14 protein-coding genes, 7 tRNA genes, 1 rRNA gene, 1 pseudogene and 1 riboswitch are annotated in these 16,234 nt (G+C 48.2%); of the genes and pseudogenes, 22 read left to right on the forward strand and 1 reads right to left on the reverse strand.

Annotated features, from left to right (window positions below; translation table 11 throughout):
* The 10 genes and pseudogenes from FYJ60_RS02850 to FYJ60_RS02895 form a co-directional block, all read left to right on the forward strand.
* Positions 1–97: ribosomal RNA gene (locus FYJ60_RS02850) — 23S ribosomal RNA — on the forward strand; the annotation flags it as partial.
* A 111-nt stretch (positions 98–208) separates the two neighbouring features.
* Positions 209–282, forward strand: a tRNA-Asp gene (locus FYJ60_RS02855).
* Between the two features lie 45 nt (positions 283–327).
* A tRNA-Val gene (locus tag FYJ60_RS02860) sits at positions 328–400 on the forward strand.
* Positions 401–405: 5 nt separating this feature from the next.
* A tRNA-Tyr gene (locus FYJ60_RS02865) sits at positions 406–487 on the forward strand.
* A gap of 31 nt (positions 488–518) precedes the next feature.
* Positions 519–591: transfer RNA gene (locus FYJ60_RS02870), tRNA-Thr, on the forward strand.
* A gap of 18 nt (positions 592–609) precedes the next feature.
* Positions 610–683 (forward strand) — tRNA-Met (locus tag FYJ60_RS02875).
* Positions 684–690: 7 nt separating this feature from the next.
* Positions 691–763: transfer RNA gene (locus FYJ60_RS02880), tRNA-Phe, on the forward strand.
* A 9-nt stretch (positions 764–772) separates the two neighbouring features.
* A tRNA-Lys gene (locus FYJ60_RS02885) sits at positions 773–845 on the forward strand.
* A gap of 165 nt (positions 846–1,010) precedes the next feature.
* Complete coding sequence (locus FYJ60_RS02890) at positions 1,011–2,138, forward strand: D-alanyl-D-alanine carboxypeptidase family protein (protein WP_154457084.1); 1,128 nt, start codon at positions 1,011–1,013, stop codon at positions 2,136–2,138.
* 44 nt (positions 2,139–2,182) lie between these two features.
* A pseudogene (locus FYJ60_RS02895) lies at positions 2,183–2,455 on the forward strand (GIY-YIG nuclease family protein); the annotation flags it as partial.
* Positions 2,456–2,655: 200 nt separating this feature from the next.
* Here the strand turns inward: FYJ60_RS02895 and FYJ60_RS02900 are convergent.
* Positions 2,656–3,354, reverse strand: a complete 699-nt coding sequence (locus FYJ60_RS02900) for a S1 RNA-binding domain-containing protein (protein ID WP_154457085.1) — start codon at positions 3,352–3,354, stop codon at positions 2,656–2,658.
* A 349-nt stretch (positions 3,355–3,703) separates the two neighbouring features.
* Here FYJ60_RS02900 and gdhA point away from each other — a divergent pair, with 349 nt between their 5' ends.
* The 12 genes from gdhA to holB all read left to right on the forward strand — a co-directional run bounded on the left by gdhA (position 3,704) and on the right by holB (position 16,166).
* Positions 3,704–5,038, forward strand: a complete 1,335-nt coding sequence (gene gdhA / locus FYJ60_RS02905; RefSeq protein ID WP_154457086.1) for an NADP-specific glutamate dehydrogenase — start codon at positions 3,704–3,706, stop codon at positions 5,036–5,038.
* 253 nt (positions 5,039–5,291) lie between these two features.
* Positions 5,292–5,801: a shikimate kinase gene (locus tag FYJ60_RS02910; RefSeq protein WP_235903300.1), complete on the forward strand. Its 510-nt coding sequence runs from the start codon at positions 5,292–5,294 to the stop codon at positions 5,799–5,801.
* 271 nt (positions 5,802–6,072) lie between these two features.
* Positions 6,073–7,365: a UDP-N-acetylglucosamine 1-carboxyvinyltransferase gene (locus FYJ60_RS02915; protein ID WP_154457088.1), complete on the forward strand. Its 1,293-nt coding sequence runs from the start codon at positions 6,073–6,075 to the stop codon at positions 7,363–7,365.
* Positions 7,366–7,499: 134 nt separating this feature from the next.
* Positions 7,500–7,597: riboswitch (SAM riboswitch) on the forward strand.
* 215 nt (positions 7,598–7,812) lie between these two features.
* On the forward strand, positions 7,813–9,000 hold the full coding sequence (gene metK, locus FYJ60_RS02920) for a methionine adenosyltransferase (protein WP_154457089.1): 1,188 nt from the start codon (positions 7,813–7,815) through the stop codon (positions 8,998–9,000).
* A gap of 292 nt (positions 9,001–9,292) precedes the next feature.
* Complete coding sequence (locus FYJ60_RS02925; protein WP_154457547.1) at positions 9,293–10,852, forward strand: sensor histidine kinase; 1,560 nt, start codon at positions 9,293–9,295, stop codon at positions 10,850–10,852.
* Positions 10,849–11,538 carry a response regulator transcription factor gene (locus tag FYJ60_RS02930; protein ID WP_154457090.1) on the forward strand — a complete coding sequence of 230 codons (690 nt, stop codon included), beginning with the start codon at positions 10,849–10,851 and terminating at the stop codon, positions 11,536–11,538. Before FYJ60_RS02925 ends, FYJ60_RS02930 begins: the two co-directional genes overlap by 4 nt.
* A gap of 124 nt (positions 11,539–11,662) precedes the next feature.
* Positions 11,663–12,133, forward strand: coding sequence for a YbaK/EbsC family protein (locus FYJ60_RS02935; RefSeq protein ID WP_154457549.1), 471 nt, complete (start codon positions 11,663–11,665; stop codon positions 12,131–12,133).
* Positions 12,134–12,352: 219 nt separating this feature from the next.
* Positions 12,353–12,727 carry a fluoride efflux transporter CrcB gene (crcB, locus tag FYJ60_RS02940; RefSeq protein WP_154457091.1) on the forward strand — a complete coding sequence of 125 codons (375 nt, stop codon included), beginning with the start codon at positions 12,353–12,355 and terminating at the stop codon, positions 12,725–12,727.
* Positions 12,728–13,009: 282 nt separating this feature from the next.
* A complete protein-coding gene (locus FYJ60_RS02945; RefSeq protein ID WP_154457092.1) occupies positions 13,010–13,654 on the forward strand; it encodes a trimeric intracellular cation channel family protein in 645 nt (214 codons plus the stop codon).
* Between the two features lie 110 nt (positions 13,655–13,764).
* Positions 13,765–14,367 (forward strand): bifunctional phosphoserine phosphatase/homoserine phosphotransferase ThrH, encoded by a 603-nt coding sequence (thrH, locus tag FYJ60_RS02950; RefSeq protein WP_154457093.1) that lies wholly within the window; start codon positions 13,765–13,767, stop codon positions 14,365–14,367.
* A gap of 82 nt (positions 14,368–14,449) precedes the next feature.
* On the forward strand, positions 14,450–15,043 hold the full coding sequence (locus tag FYJ60_RS02955) for a nucleoside/nucleotide kinase family protein (protein WP_154457094.1): 594 nt from the start codon (positions 14,450–14,452) through the stop codon (positions 15,041–15,043).
* Positions 15,044–15,158: 115 nt separating this feature from the next.
* Positions 15,159–16,166, forward strand: a complete 1,008-nt coding sequence (gene holB, locus FYJ60_RS02960) for a DNA polymerase III subunit delta' (protein WP_154457095.1) — start codon at positions 15,159–15,161, stop codon at positions 16,164–16,166.
* Positions 16,167–16,234: the final 68 nt, after the last annotated feature.

Raw genomic sequence — 16,234 nt, forward strand, 5'->3', positions numbered from 1 at the left:
GTAAGACCCCTTGAAGACGACGAGGTAGATAGGGCAGAGGTGGAAGTGCAGCAATGCATGGAGCTGACTGTTACTAATCGGTCGAGGGCTAGATCAGGGAAGCGCGGAAGCGGAGCAGAAGAAGCGAAGCGGAGGCGTGGAGCGGTTCATAGAATTGCGGGACGTTTGGAAAGAGTATATGCAGTTTTGAAGGTATGAAGTACCTTATGGCCCGGTGGCTCAGCTGGTTAGAGCGCCGCCCTGTCACGGCGGAGGTCGTCGGTTCGATCCCGATCCGGGTCGCGCGGACAAAGCTTTCAGAGTTTTGTTCTTTGATAATGATATGATGGGGTCTTAGCTCAGCTGGGAGAGCATCTGCCTTACAAGCAGAGGGTCACAGGTTCGAGCCCTGTAGGCCCCATTTGTGGATGGTTTCCCGAGTGGCCAAAGGGGACAGACTGTAAATCTGCTGGCACTGCCTTCGGTGGTTCGAATCCACCACCATCCATTACAGCATGATGATAGGATTGCTGGTATATGCCGATGTGGCTCAATTGGCAGAGCAGCTGATTTGTAATCAGCAGGTTATCGGTTCGAGTCCGATCATCGGCTTGTAAAAATTTTATATATCGCGGGATGGAGCAGTCAGGAAGCTCGTCGGGCTCATAACCCGAAGGTCGTAGGTTCAAATCCTACTCCCGCAACTTTTGTGCCTAGTTAGCTCAGTTGGTAGAGCAGAGGACTGAAAATCCTCGTGTCTCTGGTTCGATTCCGGAACTAGGCACTATTTTAAGGAGCATTAGCTCAGGTGGTAGAGCACTTGACTTTTAATCAAGTTGTCCGGGGTTCGAGTCCCCGATGCTTCAGAGAAGCCCGGTAAGATGTTTACCGGGTTATTTTTTAATTCGGAAAAATTGCTTTTGTGTATTTCACCCGGTATACTGAATCAGAGATGGGGAAGCACTGACGGCCTCCGTGCGTCAGGAGAAAAAAGGGTCTTTTGAAGATGAAGTAGAAGACAGGAGGAAATTATGTCTTTTGAAGATGAAGTAGAAGAAACAAGAGAGGAACGCAAGGCTCGAAGGGCCAGGGAAAAAAAGATAAAGAAAAAAATTCTCATGGTTGTTTCTATCCTTGTACTTGTAGTGGCTCTGCTTATTGTCCTGTTTTTATTTCTTCTGGTAAAGGGGCGGATGGATGCCAGCAATAAGCTTTACTCGGAAGCGGATAACAGCGTATCAGGTTTTTCTCTGGTTTACGCAGGTGAGAAAACTGATACAACGATTCCGGAAGAAAACAGTTCATCTGAAAATGTTCAATCCTCTTCTCAGACCGGAAATACCGACGTACCTGTCATTGACCAGTCCGGCATTGTAAGCCCGGAGGCTCTGATGATCCGGTTAAGCGATCAGGCAGTGGTATTTGATAAAAATGGAGAGACAACCATCTATCCGGCGTCTCTGACCAAGATGATGACCTGTATCATCGGGATAGAAAACGAGAGTGATCTGAACAAATCCTTCATGGTTACAGACAATGAAATTGATCCCGCCTGGAACGAAGGCGCTACGGTGGCCGGATTCGGATACGGAGAAACCGTTACCATCAGTGACCTTCTTTACGGCATTATGCTTCCTTCCGGAGCAGATGCCTGTTATGCGCTGGCAGACGCGGTTTCCGGTTCCGAGGCAGATTTTGTTACCCTCATGAATCAGAAGGCGCAGGAACTAGGCATGACCGGTACCAATTTCACAAACTGCACAGGTCTGCATGATGCCAATCAGTATACAACCTGTGCGGATCTTGCGAAGCTTCTGGAATATTGCCTGCAGAATTCCACATTCCGGGATATTTTTACTTCTTATGTGTATACGACAACCTCTACCGATCAGCATCCGGACGGTATTACACTCAGCAGCAGGCTTTTTACCTATCTGACAGAATCCTTGCTGGATAATGGAACGGTTATTGAGGGAGGAAAGACAGGATATACCGATGAAGCGGGAAACTGTCTGGCAAGTCTGGCGAAGGCAAAGGACGGGACAGAATATATCCTGATTACAGCCGGCGCGGCAAGCCAGGATACGGATGACAGTGACGGTTCGGTTGATCATCCGAATATTACGGACGCTGTTTATGTTTACGGTCAGCTTCCGTGACCGCAGAGTCGGATGCTATGCAGCGCGGCGGAACAGAAAAAAGTATGGACGCGGACTTGGAAATCAGAACGTCGTGTGATAGCGGCGGAAATTATACTTATATTCTGCTGTGTGCAGATCATACCCTGTATACCGGCTGGACCAACGATCTGGAAAACCGGGTCCGCACGCATAACCGCGGAGCCGGAGCAAAGTATACCAGGAGCCGTCTTCCGGTCAAACTGGTGTACTGGGAAGTTTTTCCGACGAAGAAAGAGGCGATGGCAAGAGAATATGCCATCAAACAGCTTTCCAGGAAGCAGAAAGAGACGTTAATATTCGGATGGAAAGCCCCCGGTCCGGAAAATAAAGAGCATTCCCGCAGCGTCGGCAGAGCCGACGCAGTGAGATCTGCCGATACAAAAGGTAATAGAACAGCCGCTTTATAGACATTGCAGCTGAATATTCCCGTGAATATCCGGCTGCTGCATAAAGCGGCTGTTTCTGTATTTATCACATATATATTACGATTCTTTAATCAGACCTTGATATTTTTCAAGAGAGATCCGAGATTTGTGGTGAGATCCTCAGATTTTGGCAGTTTAATGTTGCGTACCTCCTGCCGGTCTTCTTCCTCTGCGTTCTTTTCCAGGGCTTTCATGGACAGGCTGAGCTTTCCATCTTTGATAGCTATTACCTTTACCTTAACTTCCTGTCCTGTTTTCAGCACAACATCCGGAGATTTAATTCTGTTTCTGGAGATCTGAGATACATGAACAAGACCGGACAGACCGTTTTCCAGACGGACAAAGGCACCATAAGGCTGTATGGTTTCCACGACGCCGGACATAACGGTGCCGACAGCCATTTCATTCATTTTTTCTTTTTTCTCTTCATTTGCCTTGGCGCGCAGAAGTTCAACGCAGGAAAGAATCAGACGTTTCTTTTCCGGATCTGCCTCGCGGACAATTACTTCTACAGTTTTTCCAAGATATTCATTTAAGTCATTGACATGACCAAGGGCAAGACGGGAAGCGGGGATGAAACCGCGAATACCTTCTATGTTGGAAACAACACCTTTATTCACCACTCCGTCTACAGTAACCGTAAGGGGAGTCTTATCCGCCTGGTATTGTTTCAGCTTTTCCCAGTTTTCTTCACCCTCATCCTTAAAATTGACGAAAGAGCTGTCAATAGCGTTGGAAAAGTCTTCCATGCTCATGTTTTCTTCAGACATTTTTTTCACCTCAACTAAACTTTTATGCCGGTAGATGGCATTTATGATATACACAGCTTTATTAGTATAACATAGATAGAATCCTTTCGGAAGAAAGAAATAGGGAGGAGTTTTTATTCCTTATGCGCGGAGCCGGATGTCAAAACTGCATGGCGGCGTAAAGAATCCTTCAGTAATACTTAAAAATAAGTAAATTTTGCAGAGATAAATGCTTATTATGCAGGATTCAAAAAATTGATTGCATCCATAAGTAGTACATGATATAGTTTGCGATAGAGTCGATATAATCAGAATGAAGTATTGGCCGACAGATCATGCAGAAGAATCTACAGTAAGGAGGAACCAACAAATGGGATATGTAGATGAAGTTTACGAAAAAGTTGTCGCGAAAAATCCGGCGCAGCCCGAATTTCATCAGGCTGTAAAAGAATTTCTGGAAACCATCCGCCCGGTAGCGGAGAGAAACGAAGAGCTTTACAGAAAGAACGCGCTTCTTGAGCGTCTCTGTGAGCCGGAACGTCAGATTCGTTTCCGCGTTCCGTGGGTAGATGATAACGGACAGGTTCAGGTTAACGCAGGATACCGCGTACAGTTTAACAGCGCTATCGGACCGTACAAGGGCGGTCTCCGGTTCCATCCTTCTGTAAATATCGGAATTATTAAGTTCCTCGGATTCGAGCAGATCTTCAAAAATTCTCTGACCGGACTTCCCATCGGAGGCGGCAAAGGCGGCTCCGATTTTGATCCGAAGGGAAAATCCGACAGAGAGGTTATGGCATTCTGCCAGAGCTTTATGACAGAGCTGTACCGCCATATCGGCGCGGACACAGATGTTCCTGCCGGTGATATTGGTGTCGGCGGCCGCGAGATCGGATTCCTTTTCGGACAGTACAAGAGAATCCGCGACAGCTACGAAGGCGTCCTTACCGGAAAAGGCCTGAGCTATGGCGGTTCTCTTGCAAGAACAGAGGCAACCGGTTATGGTCTCCTGTACTTTACACAGGAACTCCTGAAAATAAATAACATTGATATTTCCGGAAAGACCGCTGTTGTCTCCGGTGCCGGAAATGTTGCGATTTACGCGATTCAGAAAGCACAGCAGCTTGGCGTTAAGGTCCTTACCTGCTCCGATTCTACCGGCTGGGTCTATGATCCGGATGGAATTGATGTGGCAGCTCTGCAGGAGATTAAGGAAGTTAACCGTGCGCGTCTGACAGAGTACAAGAAGTATCGTCCGAATTCCGAGTACCATGAGGGCAGAGGCGTATGGGCTGTGAAGGCAGACATCGCCCTTCCGTGCGCGACACAGAACGAGCTGAATCTGGAAGACGCAAAGACACTGGTGGCAAATGGAACCATCGCTGTGTGCGAGGGCGCTAATATGCCTACAACTCTGGAAGCTACTGATTATCTGAAGCAGCACGGCGTAATTTTCGGACCGGCAAAAGCAGCAAATGCAGGCGGCGTGGCTACTTCCGCTCTGGAAATGAGCCAGAACAGCGAACGTCTTTCCTGGACCTTCGAGGAGGTAGACGCGAAGCTGAAACAGATTATGATCAATATTGTTCATAATATTGACAGTGCCGCAAAGGAGTACGGCAAGGACGGCGATTATGCGGCAGGAGCAAATATCGCAGGATTTAAGAAGGTAGAGCAGGCAATGCTCGCCCAGGGTATTGTATAATAACTGCCGGGTCCCGCAGACGGGGCTTATCGTATATTGATTTTAAAAACAGGGTTCCGCGTAAACCGGGAGCCCTGTTTTTCCGTCAGAAGGTGGCTGGTTGAAATCTGAAGTTCCAGTTTGAAAGAGTAAGTTCCATGCCTGTTGAGTGGCTGAAAATGCGGAATCTCTTTCTTGCATATGGTGGCAGGGCTTACTATAATAAACCCGCCTGGCTGTTCCAATGCCGGGCAGACCAGTAAGGAGAAAAGATATGGACAATATTATTCTGACGGGAATGCCGGGTGTCGGCAAGAGTACAATAGGAGTCATTCTCGCAAAAGAAATCGGATACCGCTTTCTGGATTCAGATCTGCTGATTCAGGAGAGGGAAAAACGGCTTTTGAAGGAAATTATTGCAGAGGAAGGCATCGACGGTTTTCTGGAAATAGAAAACCGTGTTAATGCTTCAATTCAAACAGAGAATACGGTTATTGCGACGGGGGGAAGCGCTGTCTACGGATACGAAGCGATGCGTCATTTTAAGGAAACAGGCCGGGTTGTCTATCTCCATCTGGAATATGACCAGCTGAAAAAAAGACTCGGTGACTTGAAAGACCGTGGTGTCGTGCTGCGGGAGGGACAGACGCTGCTGGATATCTACAAAGAGAGGGAACTCCTGTACAGACAATACGCGGATCTGATTCTGGATGAAACCGGCAGGGATCTGGAAAACACGCTGGCAGAACTGATCCGTCAGCTTCATATAACCGGCCATAAGTAATCCGTATAACGGATGTAAGTAGCTGTGGGGCGCCGGTACAGCGCGCAGTCCGCATGGCAGTTTACAAATTTCCTGATTTCATGTAAGATAGAGGAAACTTTTACATACAGACATGTCGGTGGGTCCGGCATGAAAATTTACGCACAGGGTTTTTACTGCAGAATTTCCGGTAATAAGGGGTAACCGGAATTCACACGCGAAAGACCGGGGAACTGCCGGGGGAGAAAGGCAGTTTTTCCGGGGCATGCAGAAACGTTTACTGAGGTGGAGAATGGATAAATATGTAATTAAGGGCGGCAATCCTCTGGTTGGAGAGGTAGAGATCGGAGGAGCCAAGAATGCTGCGCTTGCTATTCTTACTGCGGCGATCATGACAGATGAGCCGGTTCTGGTAGAGAATATTCCTGATGTAAGTGATATCAATGTTTTGCTGGAAGCAATTTCGGTTATCGGGGCATCCGTAGAGCGGCTTGACCGTCACAGAGTCCGCATCAACGGTTCCACAATCGGAAGTGTCAGCGTGGATTATGAGTTTATAAAGAAAATACGTGCCTCATATTATCTTCTGGGCGCATTGCTCGGAAAATATAAAAAGGCGGAGGTTCCGCTTCCCGGCGGGTGCAATATCGGAAGCCGTCCGATTGACCAGCATCTGAAGGGGTTTCGCGCCCTGGGCGCGACGGTCAATATCACACATGGGGTCATTGAGGCGTCTGCGGAAAACCTTCATGGCGCGCATATCTTTCTGGACATGGTTTCTGTGGGCGCGACCATTAATATTATGATGGCGGCATCCATGGCAAAGGGAAATACCATAATCGAAAATGCGGCCAGAGAGCCTCATGTTGTAGACGCGGCAAATTTTCTGAACAGCATGGGAGCCAATATCAAGGGTGCCGGTACTGATGTGATCCGGATCTGCGGCGTGGAGAAACTGCACCGCACCGTTTATGCTGTGGTGCCGGATATGATTGAGGCAGGAACCTATATGTTTGCGGCAGCGGCAACCAGAGGGGATGTTCTTGTGCGCAATGTCATTCCGAAGCATCTGGAGGCAATGACGGCAAAACTTCTGGAGATCGGCTGCTATGTCGAGGAGTTTGATGACGCGGTAAGAATAAGCGCGAAAAGCCGTCTCAGAAAAACGCATGTAAAAACGCTTCCGTATCCCGGCTTCCCAACAGATATGCAGCCGCAGATGAGCGTCGTTCTCTGTACGGCCCAGGGAACCAGTATCGTTACGGAAAGTATATTTGAAAACCGCTTTAAGTACGCCGATGAGCTCTCCCGCATGGGAGCAAGTATCAAGGTGGAAGGAAATACGGCAATTATTGACGGCACGGAATCTTTAACCGGCGCCAGGATATCTGCCCCTGACCTTCGGGCAGGAGCTGCTCTGGTCATTGCCGGGCTGGTAGCAGAGGGCATTACGGTAGTAGACGATATTGTCTATATCCTCCGCGGGTATGAAGACTTTGACGCGAAGCTGCGCAGTCTCGGAGCGGAAATCCAGCAGGTCAGCGACGAGAGGGAAATCCAGAAATTCCGCCTTATGGTAGGCTGATGATTGTCGAATGCGTATTTTGGTTGGACAAAATTGATACCCTGTCTAAACGGGCAGGTATGGTTCTTGACGGAGATTTTGAAAAGCGTTATGTTAGTTGTCGTAAATAAAAATGACAACTGCATAACGCTTTTCTCTTATTCAGAGTGGTGGAGGTGTAAGGACCGTAGAGACCACGACAACCCCGGAAACGGAAGGTGCCAGCCTGAGCGAGACGATCGAACAATAAGAGTTTGGAATATCAGATCCGCTTTTATTGAGCGGATTTTTTACTGTATAAGTCCAGTCGCAAAGCAGGGAGGGGCGCATGCTTGCATGCAGGTCCAGTTGCAAAGCAGGGAGGGAGGCATGCTTGCATGCAGGACCGGACGTGCTTTAGCGACGACAACAGGTATGAGCGCAAAGTGACGTAAGAGCGGCACGGGAAAAGCAGCAAAAGGAGAAGAAATGGAGAGAAAATTATTTACTTCCGAATCAGTTACTGAGGGACATCCGGATAAAATCTGCGACGCGGTTTCCGACGCCATCCTGGACGCCTGCATGGCAGAGGATCCCATGAGCCGTGTTGCATGTGAAACCGCTATGTGTACCGGTTTTGCCCTGGTTACAGGTGAAATCACGACGAAAGCGCATCTGGATTACCAGAAAATTGTCCGCGATACGATCCGTGAAATCGGATATGACAGCTCCGAGAAGGGCTTTGACGCAAATACCTGCGCGGTTTTTGTAGCTGTTGACCAGCAGTCCCCGGATATTGCCATGGGTGTTGATAAAGCACTGGAGGCAAAAGAGAGCAAGATGACAGATGCCCAGATTGAGGCCATCGGCGCCGGCGATCAGGGGATGATGTTCGGTTATGCCACCAATGAGACTCCGGAATACATGCCGTATTCCATTGAGCTTGCGCACAAGCTGACAAGAAAGCTCGCGGAGGTCAGAAAAAACGGAACATTATCTTATCTTCGTCCGGATGGAAAATCACAGGTTTCTGTCGAGTATGATGAGAATGACAAGCCGGTACGTCTGGAGGCTATTGTTATCTCTACCCAGCATGATGAAGATGTAACGCAGGAGCAGATTCATAAGGATATCCGCAAATACGTGATTGATCCGGTTGTAGATTCTGCTATGGTTGATGAAAACACCAAAATTTACATTAACCCCACCGGCCGTTTTGTAATCGGCGGACCGCAGGGAGATGCAGGACTTACCGGACGCAAGATTATTGTTGATACATATGGCGGAGTAGGCCGCCATGGCGGCGGTGCCTTTTCCGGAAAGGACTGCACAAAGGTAGACCGTTCTGCCGCGTATGCTGCCCGTTATGTGGCAAAAAATCTGGTTGCGGCAGGACTTGCCGATAAGTGCGAGATTCAGCTCTCTTATGCCATTGGTGTAGCGCAGCCGACATCCATCAATATCAATACCTTTGGTACAGGAAAACTTTCTGATGAGAAATTAATCGCAATTATCCGTGACCATTTTGATCTTCGTCCGGCGGGAATTATTAAAATGCTGGATCTCCGCCGTCCGATTTATCGTCAGACTGCGGCCTATGGCCATTTCGGAAGAACAGACATTGATCTTCCGTGGGAGCAGACCGATAAGGCAGAAGAACTGAAAAAGTATCTGTAACCGTGAGCAAACAGGGGAAAACGGACCGGAAGGTCCGGGTGGACTGTCGCTTTATCAGCGGAAAAGGGAGTGCTCTGAAAAGAGTACCCCCTTTTCCCGCGAAAAGCGGCAGTCTTTTTCTTGCTCCGCATTCCTGCCTTTCCTCAGTTTTTGATCGGGATATTTCCGAAAAAGACTTCATAAAGAATTAAGAAACAGCCGGACAGCCGGTATGCTATACTTTTTTCTGAATCCTACAGGACTGCAGACTACAGTGAAATAGAAAAGAAAACATATGAAGAACAAAAAGGGCATGAGCCTTAAAGCGCGCATTACAACAGCATTTATCCTTATTATTATCATTCCGGTTGTTTTCTGCACACTGCTCTTTTATTTTCTGACAGGTTATAAACTACAGTCGTTGAAGAAAGAGTACGGACTGGAAAATCCCACCTATGAAAGTCTTTATAACAGCTCTCTGATTACCGCAAAAAAGATGGACGAGGATATGAAAACCCTGTCAGAGCTGATCGGGGCAGACCCTGCAAAGGCGGAAGATACCGGCTTTCTGGAAGAGGAAAACACGAAATTTCAGTCAGACGGAATCTTTCTGATCATCCGGAAGGGAGATGAAATTCTCTATAACGGGCGGTTCTCTATCAAAAACTCCGTTCTTCTGAAAGAGCTTCCTCCCTATGGCTCGGAAGAAAATACGGAGAACGGATACACCCAGATCATGGGCGATTACATGACACAGCAGTATGATTTTACTTTTGCCGACGGTACGGCAGGGAGTGTATTTCTGATCAGCGAGCTGTCCCGTGTAACCAATGAGACAAAGATTTGGATGGCAGAAATGATTTTCCTTATTATCCTGATTCTGGCTGTCACGGCCATGGGAATGAGTTTCTGGATCTATCAGGGCGTTATCACCCCGATTAACCGGCTAAAGACAGCAGCGCAGAACATCCGGGACGGCAGACTGGATTTTACGGTGGAAGGGAGCAACATACAGGAAATAAATGATCTGTGTATGGATTTCGAGGAAATGAGAATCCGCCTGAAGCAGTCTGCGGAAGAAAAGCTGAAATTTGACAGGGAGAGCAAGGAACTGGTCAGCAATATTTCTCATGACTTGAAAACACCGGTAACCGCCATCCGGGGTTACGCGGAAGGAATTATGGATGGGGTTGCGGATACTCCGGAAAAAATCGACCGCTATATCCGGACGATTTATAACAAGACAAACGATATGGCCAGGCTGATTGATGAGCTTACCATGTATTCCAAGATTGATACAAACCGGATTCCCTACAATTTTACAAAGCTCCATGTTACGGAATACTTTGATGACTGTGTGGATGAGCTTCGGCTGGAGATGGAGGGCAGGGGAATCGAACTGTCCTATTTCAATTATCTGCAGGATGATGCTATTATTATTGCAGACCCGGAGCAGTTAAAACGGGTCATCAATAATATCATCAGCAACTCCATTAAATATATGAATAAGGAGAAGGGAGTCATTAACATCCGGCTCCGTGATGTAGGAGACTATATCCAGGCGGAATTTGAAGACAATGGAAAGGGGATTCCCCAGAAGGATGTCAGCCGCATTTTTGACCGCTTTTACCGGACGGATGCTTCCCGGAATTCCAGACAGGGAGGCAGCGGCATAGGGCTCTCTATTGTAAAGAAAATACTGGAGGATCATGAGGGGAAGGTCTGGGCGACCAGTAAGGAAAATGTAGGAACGGTCATTTATTTTGTCCTGCGGAAATATCAGGAACCGCCGGCAGCGCAGCCGGATGGAGAAGAAAAGCCGCAGGAAAATTCCAGGATCAGAAATTATATCAGGGGGAGAAATAAAAAATGAGCAGAATCCTAATCGTAGAAGACGAGGAATCGATCGCGGAGCTGGAAAAGGATTATCTGGAGCTTTCCGGCTTCGAGGTAGAAATCGAAACAGATGGGGAGGCGGGACAGAAGCGTGCGCTGGAGGAGGATTTTAATCTCTATATTCTGGATCTGATGCTTCCCGGAGCGGACGGGTTTGAGATCTGCAAAAAGATAAGAGAAAAGAAAGATGCCCCGATTATTATTGTCTCTGCCAAAAAGGATGACATAGATAAAATTCATGGTCTTGGTCTGGGTGCGGATGACTACATGACCAAACCCTTTTCTCCCAGTGAACTGGTGGCGAGAGTAAAGGCGCATCTGGCAAGATACAGCCGGCTGACAGAAAGTGTAAAGCAGGAAAACGAAATCGTAGAGATTCGTGGAATACGGATAGACAAAACAGCCCGCAGGGTCTGGGTGAACGGCGAGGAAAAGAGCTTTACCAATAAGGAGTTTGATTTACTGACTTTTCTTGCGGAACATCCGAATCACGTGTACACCAAAGAAGAACTGTTCCGTCAGATCTGGAACATGGATTCGGTGGGAGACATTGCGACAGTAACCGTCCACATAAAAAAAATCCGCGAGAAAATCGAGTACAACACAGCCAAACCCCAGTATATTGAGACCATCTGGGGAGTAGGATACCGCTTCAAAATATAAATGTATAAGTCCAGTCGCAAAGCACGGCGGGACGCATGCTTGCATGCAGGACCGGACGTGCTTTAGCGACGACAACAGGTATGAGCATAGAGCCGTGAGGAGCACGGCGGGAATGGGAGAAAAAATGTCTTTTGAAAAAGCAGTAAGTTATTTGAAACAGAAGGGTTATGAATCAAGGATCCTTGTTCCGGAGGATTCAACGGCAACGGTAGATCTGGCTGCCCGTGCAATCGGCACAGATCCTGGCGCGATAGCAAAAACCATGTCCCTTCTTGTGGATGGAAAACCGCTTCTGATTCTGACAGAAGGAACTGCCAGGATTGATAATCATAAATTCAAGGAAACATTTCATACCAAGGCGAAAATGATTCCGGCAGACCAGGTTGAAGAACTTGTCGGACATGCGCCGGGAGGAATCTGTCCGTTTGGCATACATGAAGGTATTCCGGTGTGCCTGGATAAGAGCATCCGGAAACATGATACCGTATATCCGGCCGCAGGAGATGATCACAGCTGTGTCAGGCTTACATTGGAAGAACTGGAGGATGTGATCGGGAATTTCCAGTGGGTGGATGTCTGCAAGGAAACAGCATAATTATATCTTAGGACATATGAAGAAAAAACCGGCGGCGGGCTTTCTGCATAAAATAACTGCCTGTCGGAAATAGCTCACGGGAAATCTGAGCATTACGAAAACCGTATATTCATCTGCAGGGGTTCCTGTGGTATGATTCTCTGTAAAAGGCTGACAGGCGCAGAAGTCTTTGTATATGGCTGCATGCAGACTGTCAGCCGATACAGGAGGATGGATTTTATGGCAGAATGCATCATCATCGGGGCGGGCGGAGCGCTGGGAGCCATATGCAGATACCTGATCGGACTGGCACCGTTAAATCCGGAAAGCGGGTTTCCGCTGAAGACGTTTCTGATTAATGTAATCGGTTCCTTTGTCATTGGGATTGTTGCCGCACTGGCAGTGAAATATCATCTGAACCCCAGGCTGATTTTGTTTCTGAAGGTTGGCATCTGCGGGGGATTTACTACGTTTTCTTCTTTTGCGCTGGAGACAGCGCAGCTGACAGAAAAGGGACATGCAGGAATAGCCTTCCTGTATGTGGTTCTTAGTATTGCGGCCGGAGTAACAGCAGTCATTCTGGCGAATAAAATGATTGTACAGGGAAGGATGTGAGAGCCGTGATTCTGCTTGGAATATTATTCCTTTTTATCTTTTTCGGCCTGATCGGGATTGCCGTCAGGCTGGCATGGGGATTTTTGAAATTCATTACAGGCGTTGGATTGTTCTGTGCCTGTCCTCTGCTGTTTCTGATGCTTTTGATAACCGGAACACTGAATTTTGGAGTTGTTCTTATTATTTTACTGGTTTTATGCGGGATAGGGTTTCGCAGAGGCTGAAAATACGAATTTTTGAGCAGGCGTTGCGGGGGTAGGGATTGACAGGGGCAGCAGGCTGATGACAAAAGATTTTATTCTGATAATGGATCTGATTGGAACCGTTGCTTTTGCAATTTCCGGTTCCATGACAGCGGTCGAACAGGGAATGGATCTGTTCGGCATATTGATTCTTGCGCTGACAACCGCAACGGGAGGCGGGTTTATCCGGGATCTGACGATTGGCAGCCTGCCTCCGGTTGTATTCAGAAATCCCGTCTATATGATTCTTTCCTTCCTGACAGCAGGGATCGTCTTCCTTGTTCTGAAATTTCAAAGCCTGAGGCCTCATTCAGAACGCGTCAGACTTGTTTATGAAAAAACGTTATTGGTAACAGACTCCCTGGGGCTGGCAGCTTTTACAGTTGATGGCGTCTGCGCAGGACTGGTGCAGACGGATACCAACCTTTTTCTTGCGGTGTTTTTAGGTGTAATTACCGGTGTTGGGGGAGGAATCCTGAGGGATCTTTTTGCGGGGAAGAAACCCTACGTGTTTGTAAAGCATGTTTATGCCCTTGCGTCTCTGGGAGGCGCAGTCGCAGCCTATGTTCTCCCCCGGTATATGGATTCCGGCATTTCTATTATGATCAGCTTTGGAATCATTATTCTGATCCGGTATCTGGCCGCCCATTTCCGCTGGGATCTTCCCCGGATTTCCTCCGGATGATCCGTTTCCGGTGAGTGTTCCTGATCTTTTATGTCTGGACTTCCCGGGCATTGTTCTGCTAGAATAAAAAAGCGTGGCTGCTGTATTTGAAAGACAAGGAGGATGCTGCTATGGATATTGTGTGTCTTGACCTGGAGGGCGTTCTGGTTCCGGAAATCTGGATCGCGTTTTCAAAGGCCAGCGGTATACCGGAGCTTAAAAGAACAACACGGGATGAGCCGGACTATAATAAACTGATGAACTGGAGACTGGGAATTCTGAAGGAACACGGACTGGGACTGAAGGAAATTCAGGATACGATTGCAACGATTGATCCGATGCCCGGCGCCAGAGAGTTTCTCGACAGACTCCGCTCGGAGACCCAGGTGATTATTATCAGCGATACCTTTACACAGTTTGCGAAGCCGCTGATGGAAAAGCTGGGATGGCCGACGATTTTCTGCAATACACTGGAAGTTGCCCCGAATGGGGAAATCACCGGATTCCGGATGCGGATTCCGGATTCCAAGCTCAGTACGGTCAAAGCACTGCAGAGTATCGGTTTTGAGACAATCGCCAGTGGTGACAGCTATAATGATCTCGGAATGATTCGGGCGAGCAAAGCAGGCTTTCTGTTCAAAAGTACGGATCAGATCAAAAAGGATAATGCGGATCTGGAAGCGTTTGAGACGTACGATGAGCTGCTTGCCGCCATTGAAAAGCATCTCGGATAAAACAGGAATACAGGGGCTGCTGTCACTGCCGGGATATCCGGCAAACAGCAGCCCTTTCCGCATGCAGAGGCAAAAACGGCAGATGAAGAAGATTTTTTATATTATGGGGAAAAGCGCTACCGGAAAGGATCATATTTACCGGGCGCTGGCGGAGGATCCGGAGCTGGATCTGAGCCGTCTGGTTCTTTATACGACAAGACCCCGCAGGGAAAAAGAAGAAAACGGCCGGGAATATTTTTTCACTGATCAGGAACGTCTGCAGCAGCTTCGGACGGAGGGGAAGGTGATCGAGGAACGCGTATACCACACGGTGTCCGGAGACTGGTACTACTTTACCGCGGATGAGGGGCAGATTGATCTGAAACAAAGAAACTATCTGGGTATCGGAACGCTGGAATCCTATGAACGGATGAGGGAATATTTCGGCGGAGGGCAGTTGGTTCCCATCTACATAGAGACGGAGGACGGGCTGCGTCTGGAGAGAGCCCTGAAAAGGGAAAAAAAGCAGAAAAATCCGAATTATGAAGAACTGTGCCGGCGATATCTGGCGGACTGCGCGGATTTTTCCCCGGAAAGAATTACAGAGGCGGGAATTGAGAGAAGATTCAGCAATAATGGCACACTGGAAGCGTGTGTGGAAAACGTAAAGCATTATGTCAGATGCTTTTTATCGTGATGCGGGTATGCTATACTGTAGGCGTCTTAAAAGGAGCGGCCGGAAATTCCGTCTGGAAAATCCGGCATGGCGCGGAGACGTTTTTATCCTGCATACAGGGACAAGGGGGTAAGGCATGAGAGAACCGGATGAAAGAAAAGGGTTTGCCGGAATTGTCGGGCACAGGGATGTGGTCGAACATCTCCAGAATGCAATCAGGACGGGAAAAGTTTCTCACGCCTATATCATCGGCGGGGAAAAAGGATCCGGGAAAAGGCTGATCGCGGCGATTTTCGCCATGACCCTGCAGTGTCAGGAGCACGGAACGGAACCCTGCCAGGTATGTACCTCCTGCCGGAAAATGCTGTCCGGGAATCACCCGGATGTTATCTATGTGACGCATGAAAAGCCGAACACGGTCAGCATTGACGATATCCGGGAACAGCTGGTAGATGACATTTCCATCAAGCCGTATGAGAGCCGGTATAAGATTTACATTGTGGATGACGCCTCCATGATGTCTCCGCAGGCGCAGAATGCCCTGCTGAAAACCATAGAGGAACCGCCCGCATACGCGGTTATCCTGCTTCTTGCGGAAAATCCGGACATCCTGCTTCCGACCATTACATCCCGGTGTGTCACGCTTCGCCTGAAGCCGGTCAGTGATGAGGAAATGAAGGACTACCTGATGCATCAGATGCATGTGCCGGATTATCAGGCGGAGATCGAGGCATCGTTTGCGCAGGGGAATATCGGAAAGGCCAAAAAGGCCGCGGAATCCCGCGATTTTATGGAGAGCGTGGAATACTGCGTCCGGATTATGAAAAAAGCGAAGCAGATGGAAATCTACGAACTTGTGGATGCCGTAAAGCAGCTCTCTTCGGATAAGAAGAGTATCTATGACAAGCTGGATCTGTTTGAAATGTGGTTTCGGGACGTACTTCTGTTTAAGGCGACAAAGGAAGTGGACGGACTGATTTTCAAAGAGGAAATCAATGCGATTTCCGAACGCGCGGCTACCAGCTCCTACGAGGGAATTCAGAAAATTATAGAGGCAATCCATGTGGCAGCGGACCGGCTTCGCGCGAATGTAAATTTTGACCTCACCATGGAGCTGATGTTCCTTACCATCAAGGAAAACTGAAAGAATACTTTTGGCGATTTCATCATAGCATTATAAAAGAAGGAAGAAAGCACCGGGACAGGACCGGA

Origin of the sequence: Bilifractor porci, assembly GCF_009696005.1 — a bacterium.
GTDB lineage: Bacteria > Bacillota > Clostridia > Lachnospirales > Lachnospiraceae > Bilifractor > Bilifractor porci.

Excerpts from the sequence above, each read along its gene's own strand:
- metK (WP_154457089.1), top strand. The coding sequence starts at position 7,813 with ATGGAGAGAAAATTATTTACTTCCGAATCAGTTACTGAGGGACATCCG.
- FYJ60_RS02925 (WP_154457547.1), top strand. The coding sequence starts at position 9,293 with ATGAGCCTTAAAGCGCGCATTACAACAGCATTTATCCTTATTATTATC.
- FYJ60_RS02935 (WP_154457549.1), top strand. The coding sequence starts at position 11,663 with ATGTCTTTTGAAAAAGCAGTAAGTTATTTGAAACAGAAGGGTTATGAA.
- FYJ60_RS02900 (WP_154457085.1), bottom strand. The coding sequence starts at position 3,354 with ATGTCTGAAGAAAACATGAGCATGGAAGACTTTTCCAACGCTATTGAC.
- FYJ60_RS02955 (WP_154457094.1), top strand. The coding sequence starts at position 14,450 with ATGAAGAAGATTTTTTATATTATGGGGAAAAGCGCTACCGGAAAGGAT.
- FYJ60_RS02930 (WP_154457090.1), top strand. The coding sequence starts at position 10,849 with ATGAGCAGAATCCTAATCGTAGAAGACGAGGAATCGATCGCGGAGCTG.
- FYJ60_RS02910 (WP_235903300.1), top strand. The coding sequence starts at position 5,292 with ATGGACAATATTATTCTGACGGGAATGCCGGGTGTCGGCAAGAGTACA.
- thrH (WP_154457093.1), top strand. The coding sequence starts at position 13,765 with ATGGATATTGTGTGTCTTGACCTGGAGGGCGTTCTGGTTCCGGAAATC.
- crcB (WP_154457091.1), top strand. The coding sequence starts at position 12,353 with ATGGCAGAATGCATCATCATCGGGGCGGGCGGAGCGCTGGGAGCCATA.
- FYJ60_RS02945 (WP_154457092.1), top strand. The coding sequence starts at position 13,010 with ATGACAAAAGATTTTATTCTGATAATGGATCTGATTGGAACCGTTGCT.
- holB (WP_154457095.1), top strand. The coding sequence starts at position 15,159 with ATGAGAGAACCGGATGAAAGAAAAGGGTTTGCCGGAATTGTCGGGCAC.
- gdhA (WP_154457086.1), top strand. The coding sequence starts at position 3,704 with ATGGGATATGTAGATGAAGTTTACGAAAAAGTTGTCGCGAAAAATCCG.
- FYJ60_RS02890 (WP_154457084.1), top strand. The coding sequence starts at position 1,011 with ATGTCTTTTGAAGATGAAGTAGAAGAAACAAGAGAGGAACGCAAGGCT.
- FYJ60_RS02915 (WP_154457088.1), top strand. The coding sequence starts at position 6,073 with ATGGATAAATATGTAATTAAGGGCGGCAATCCTCTGGTTGGAGAGGTA.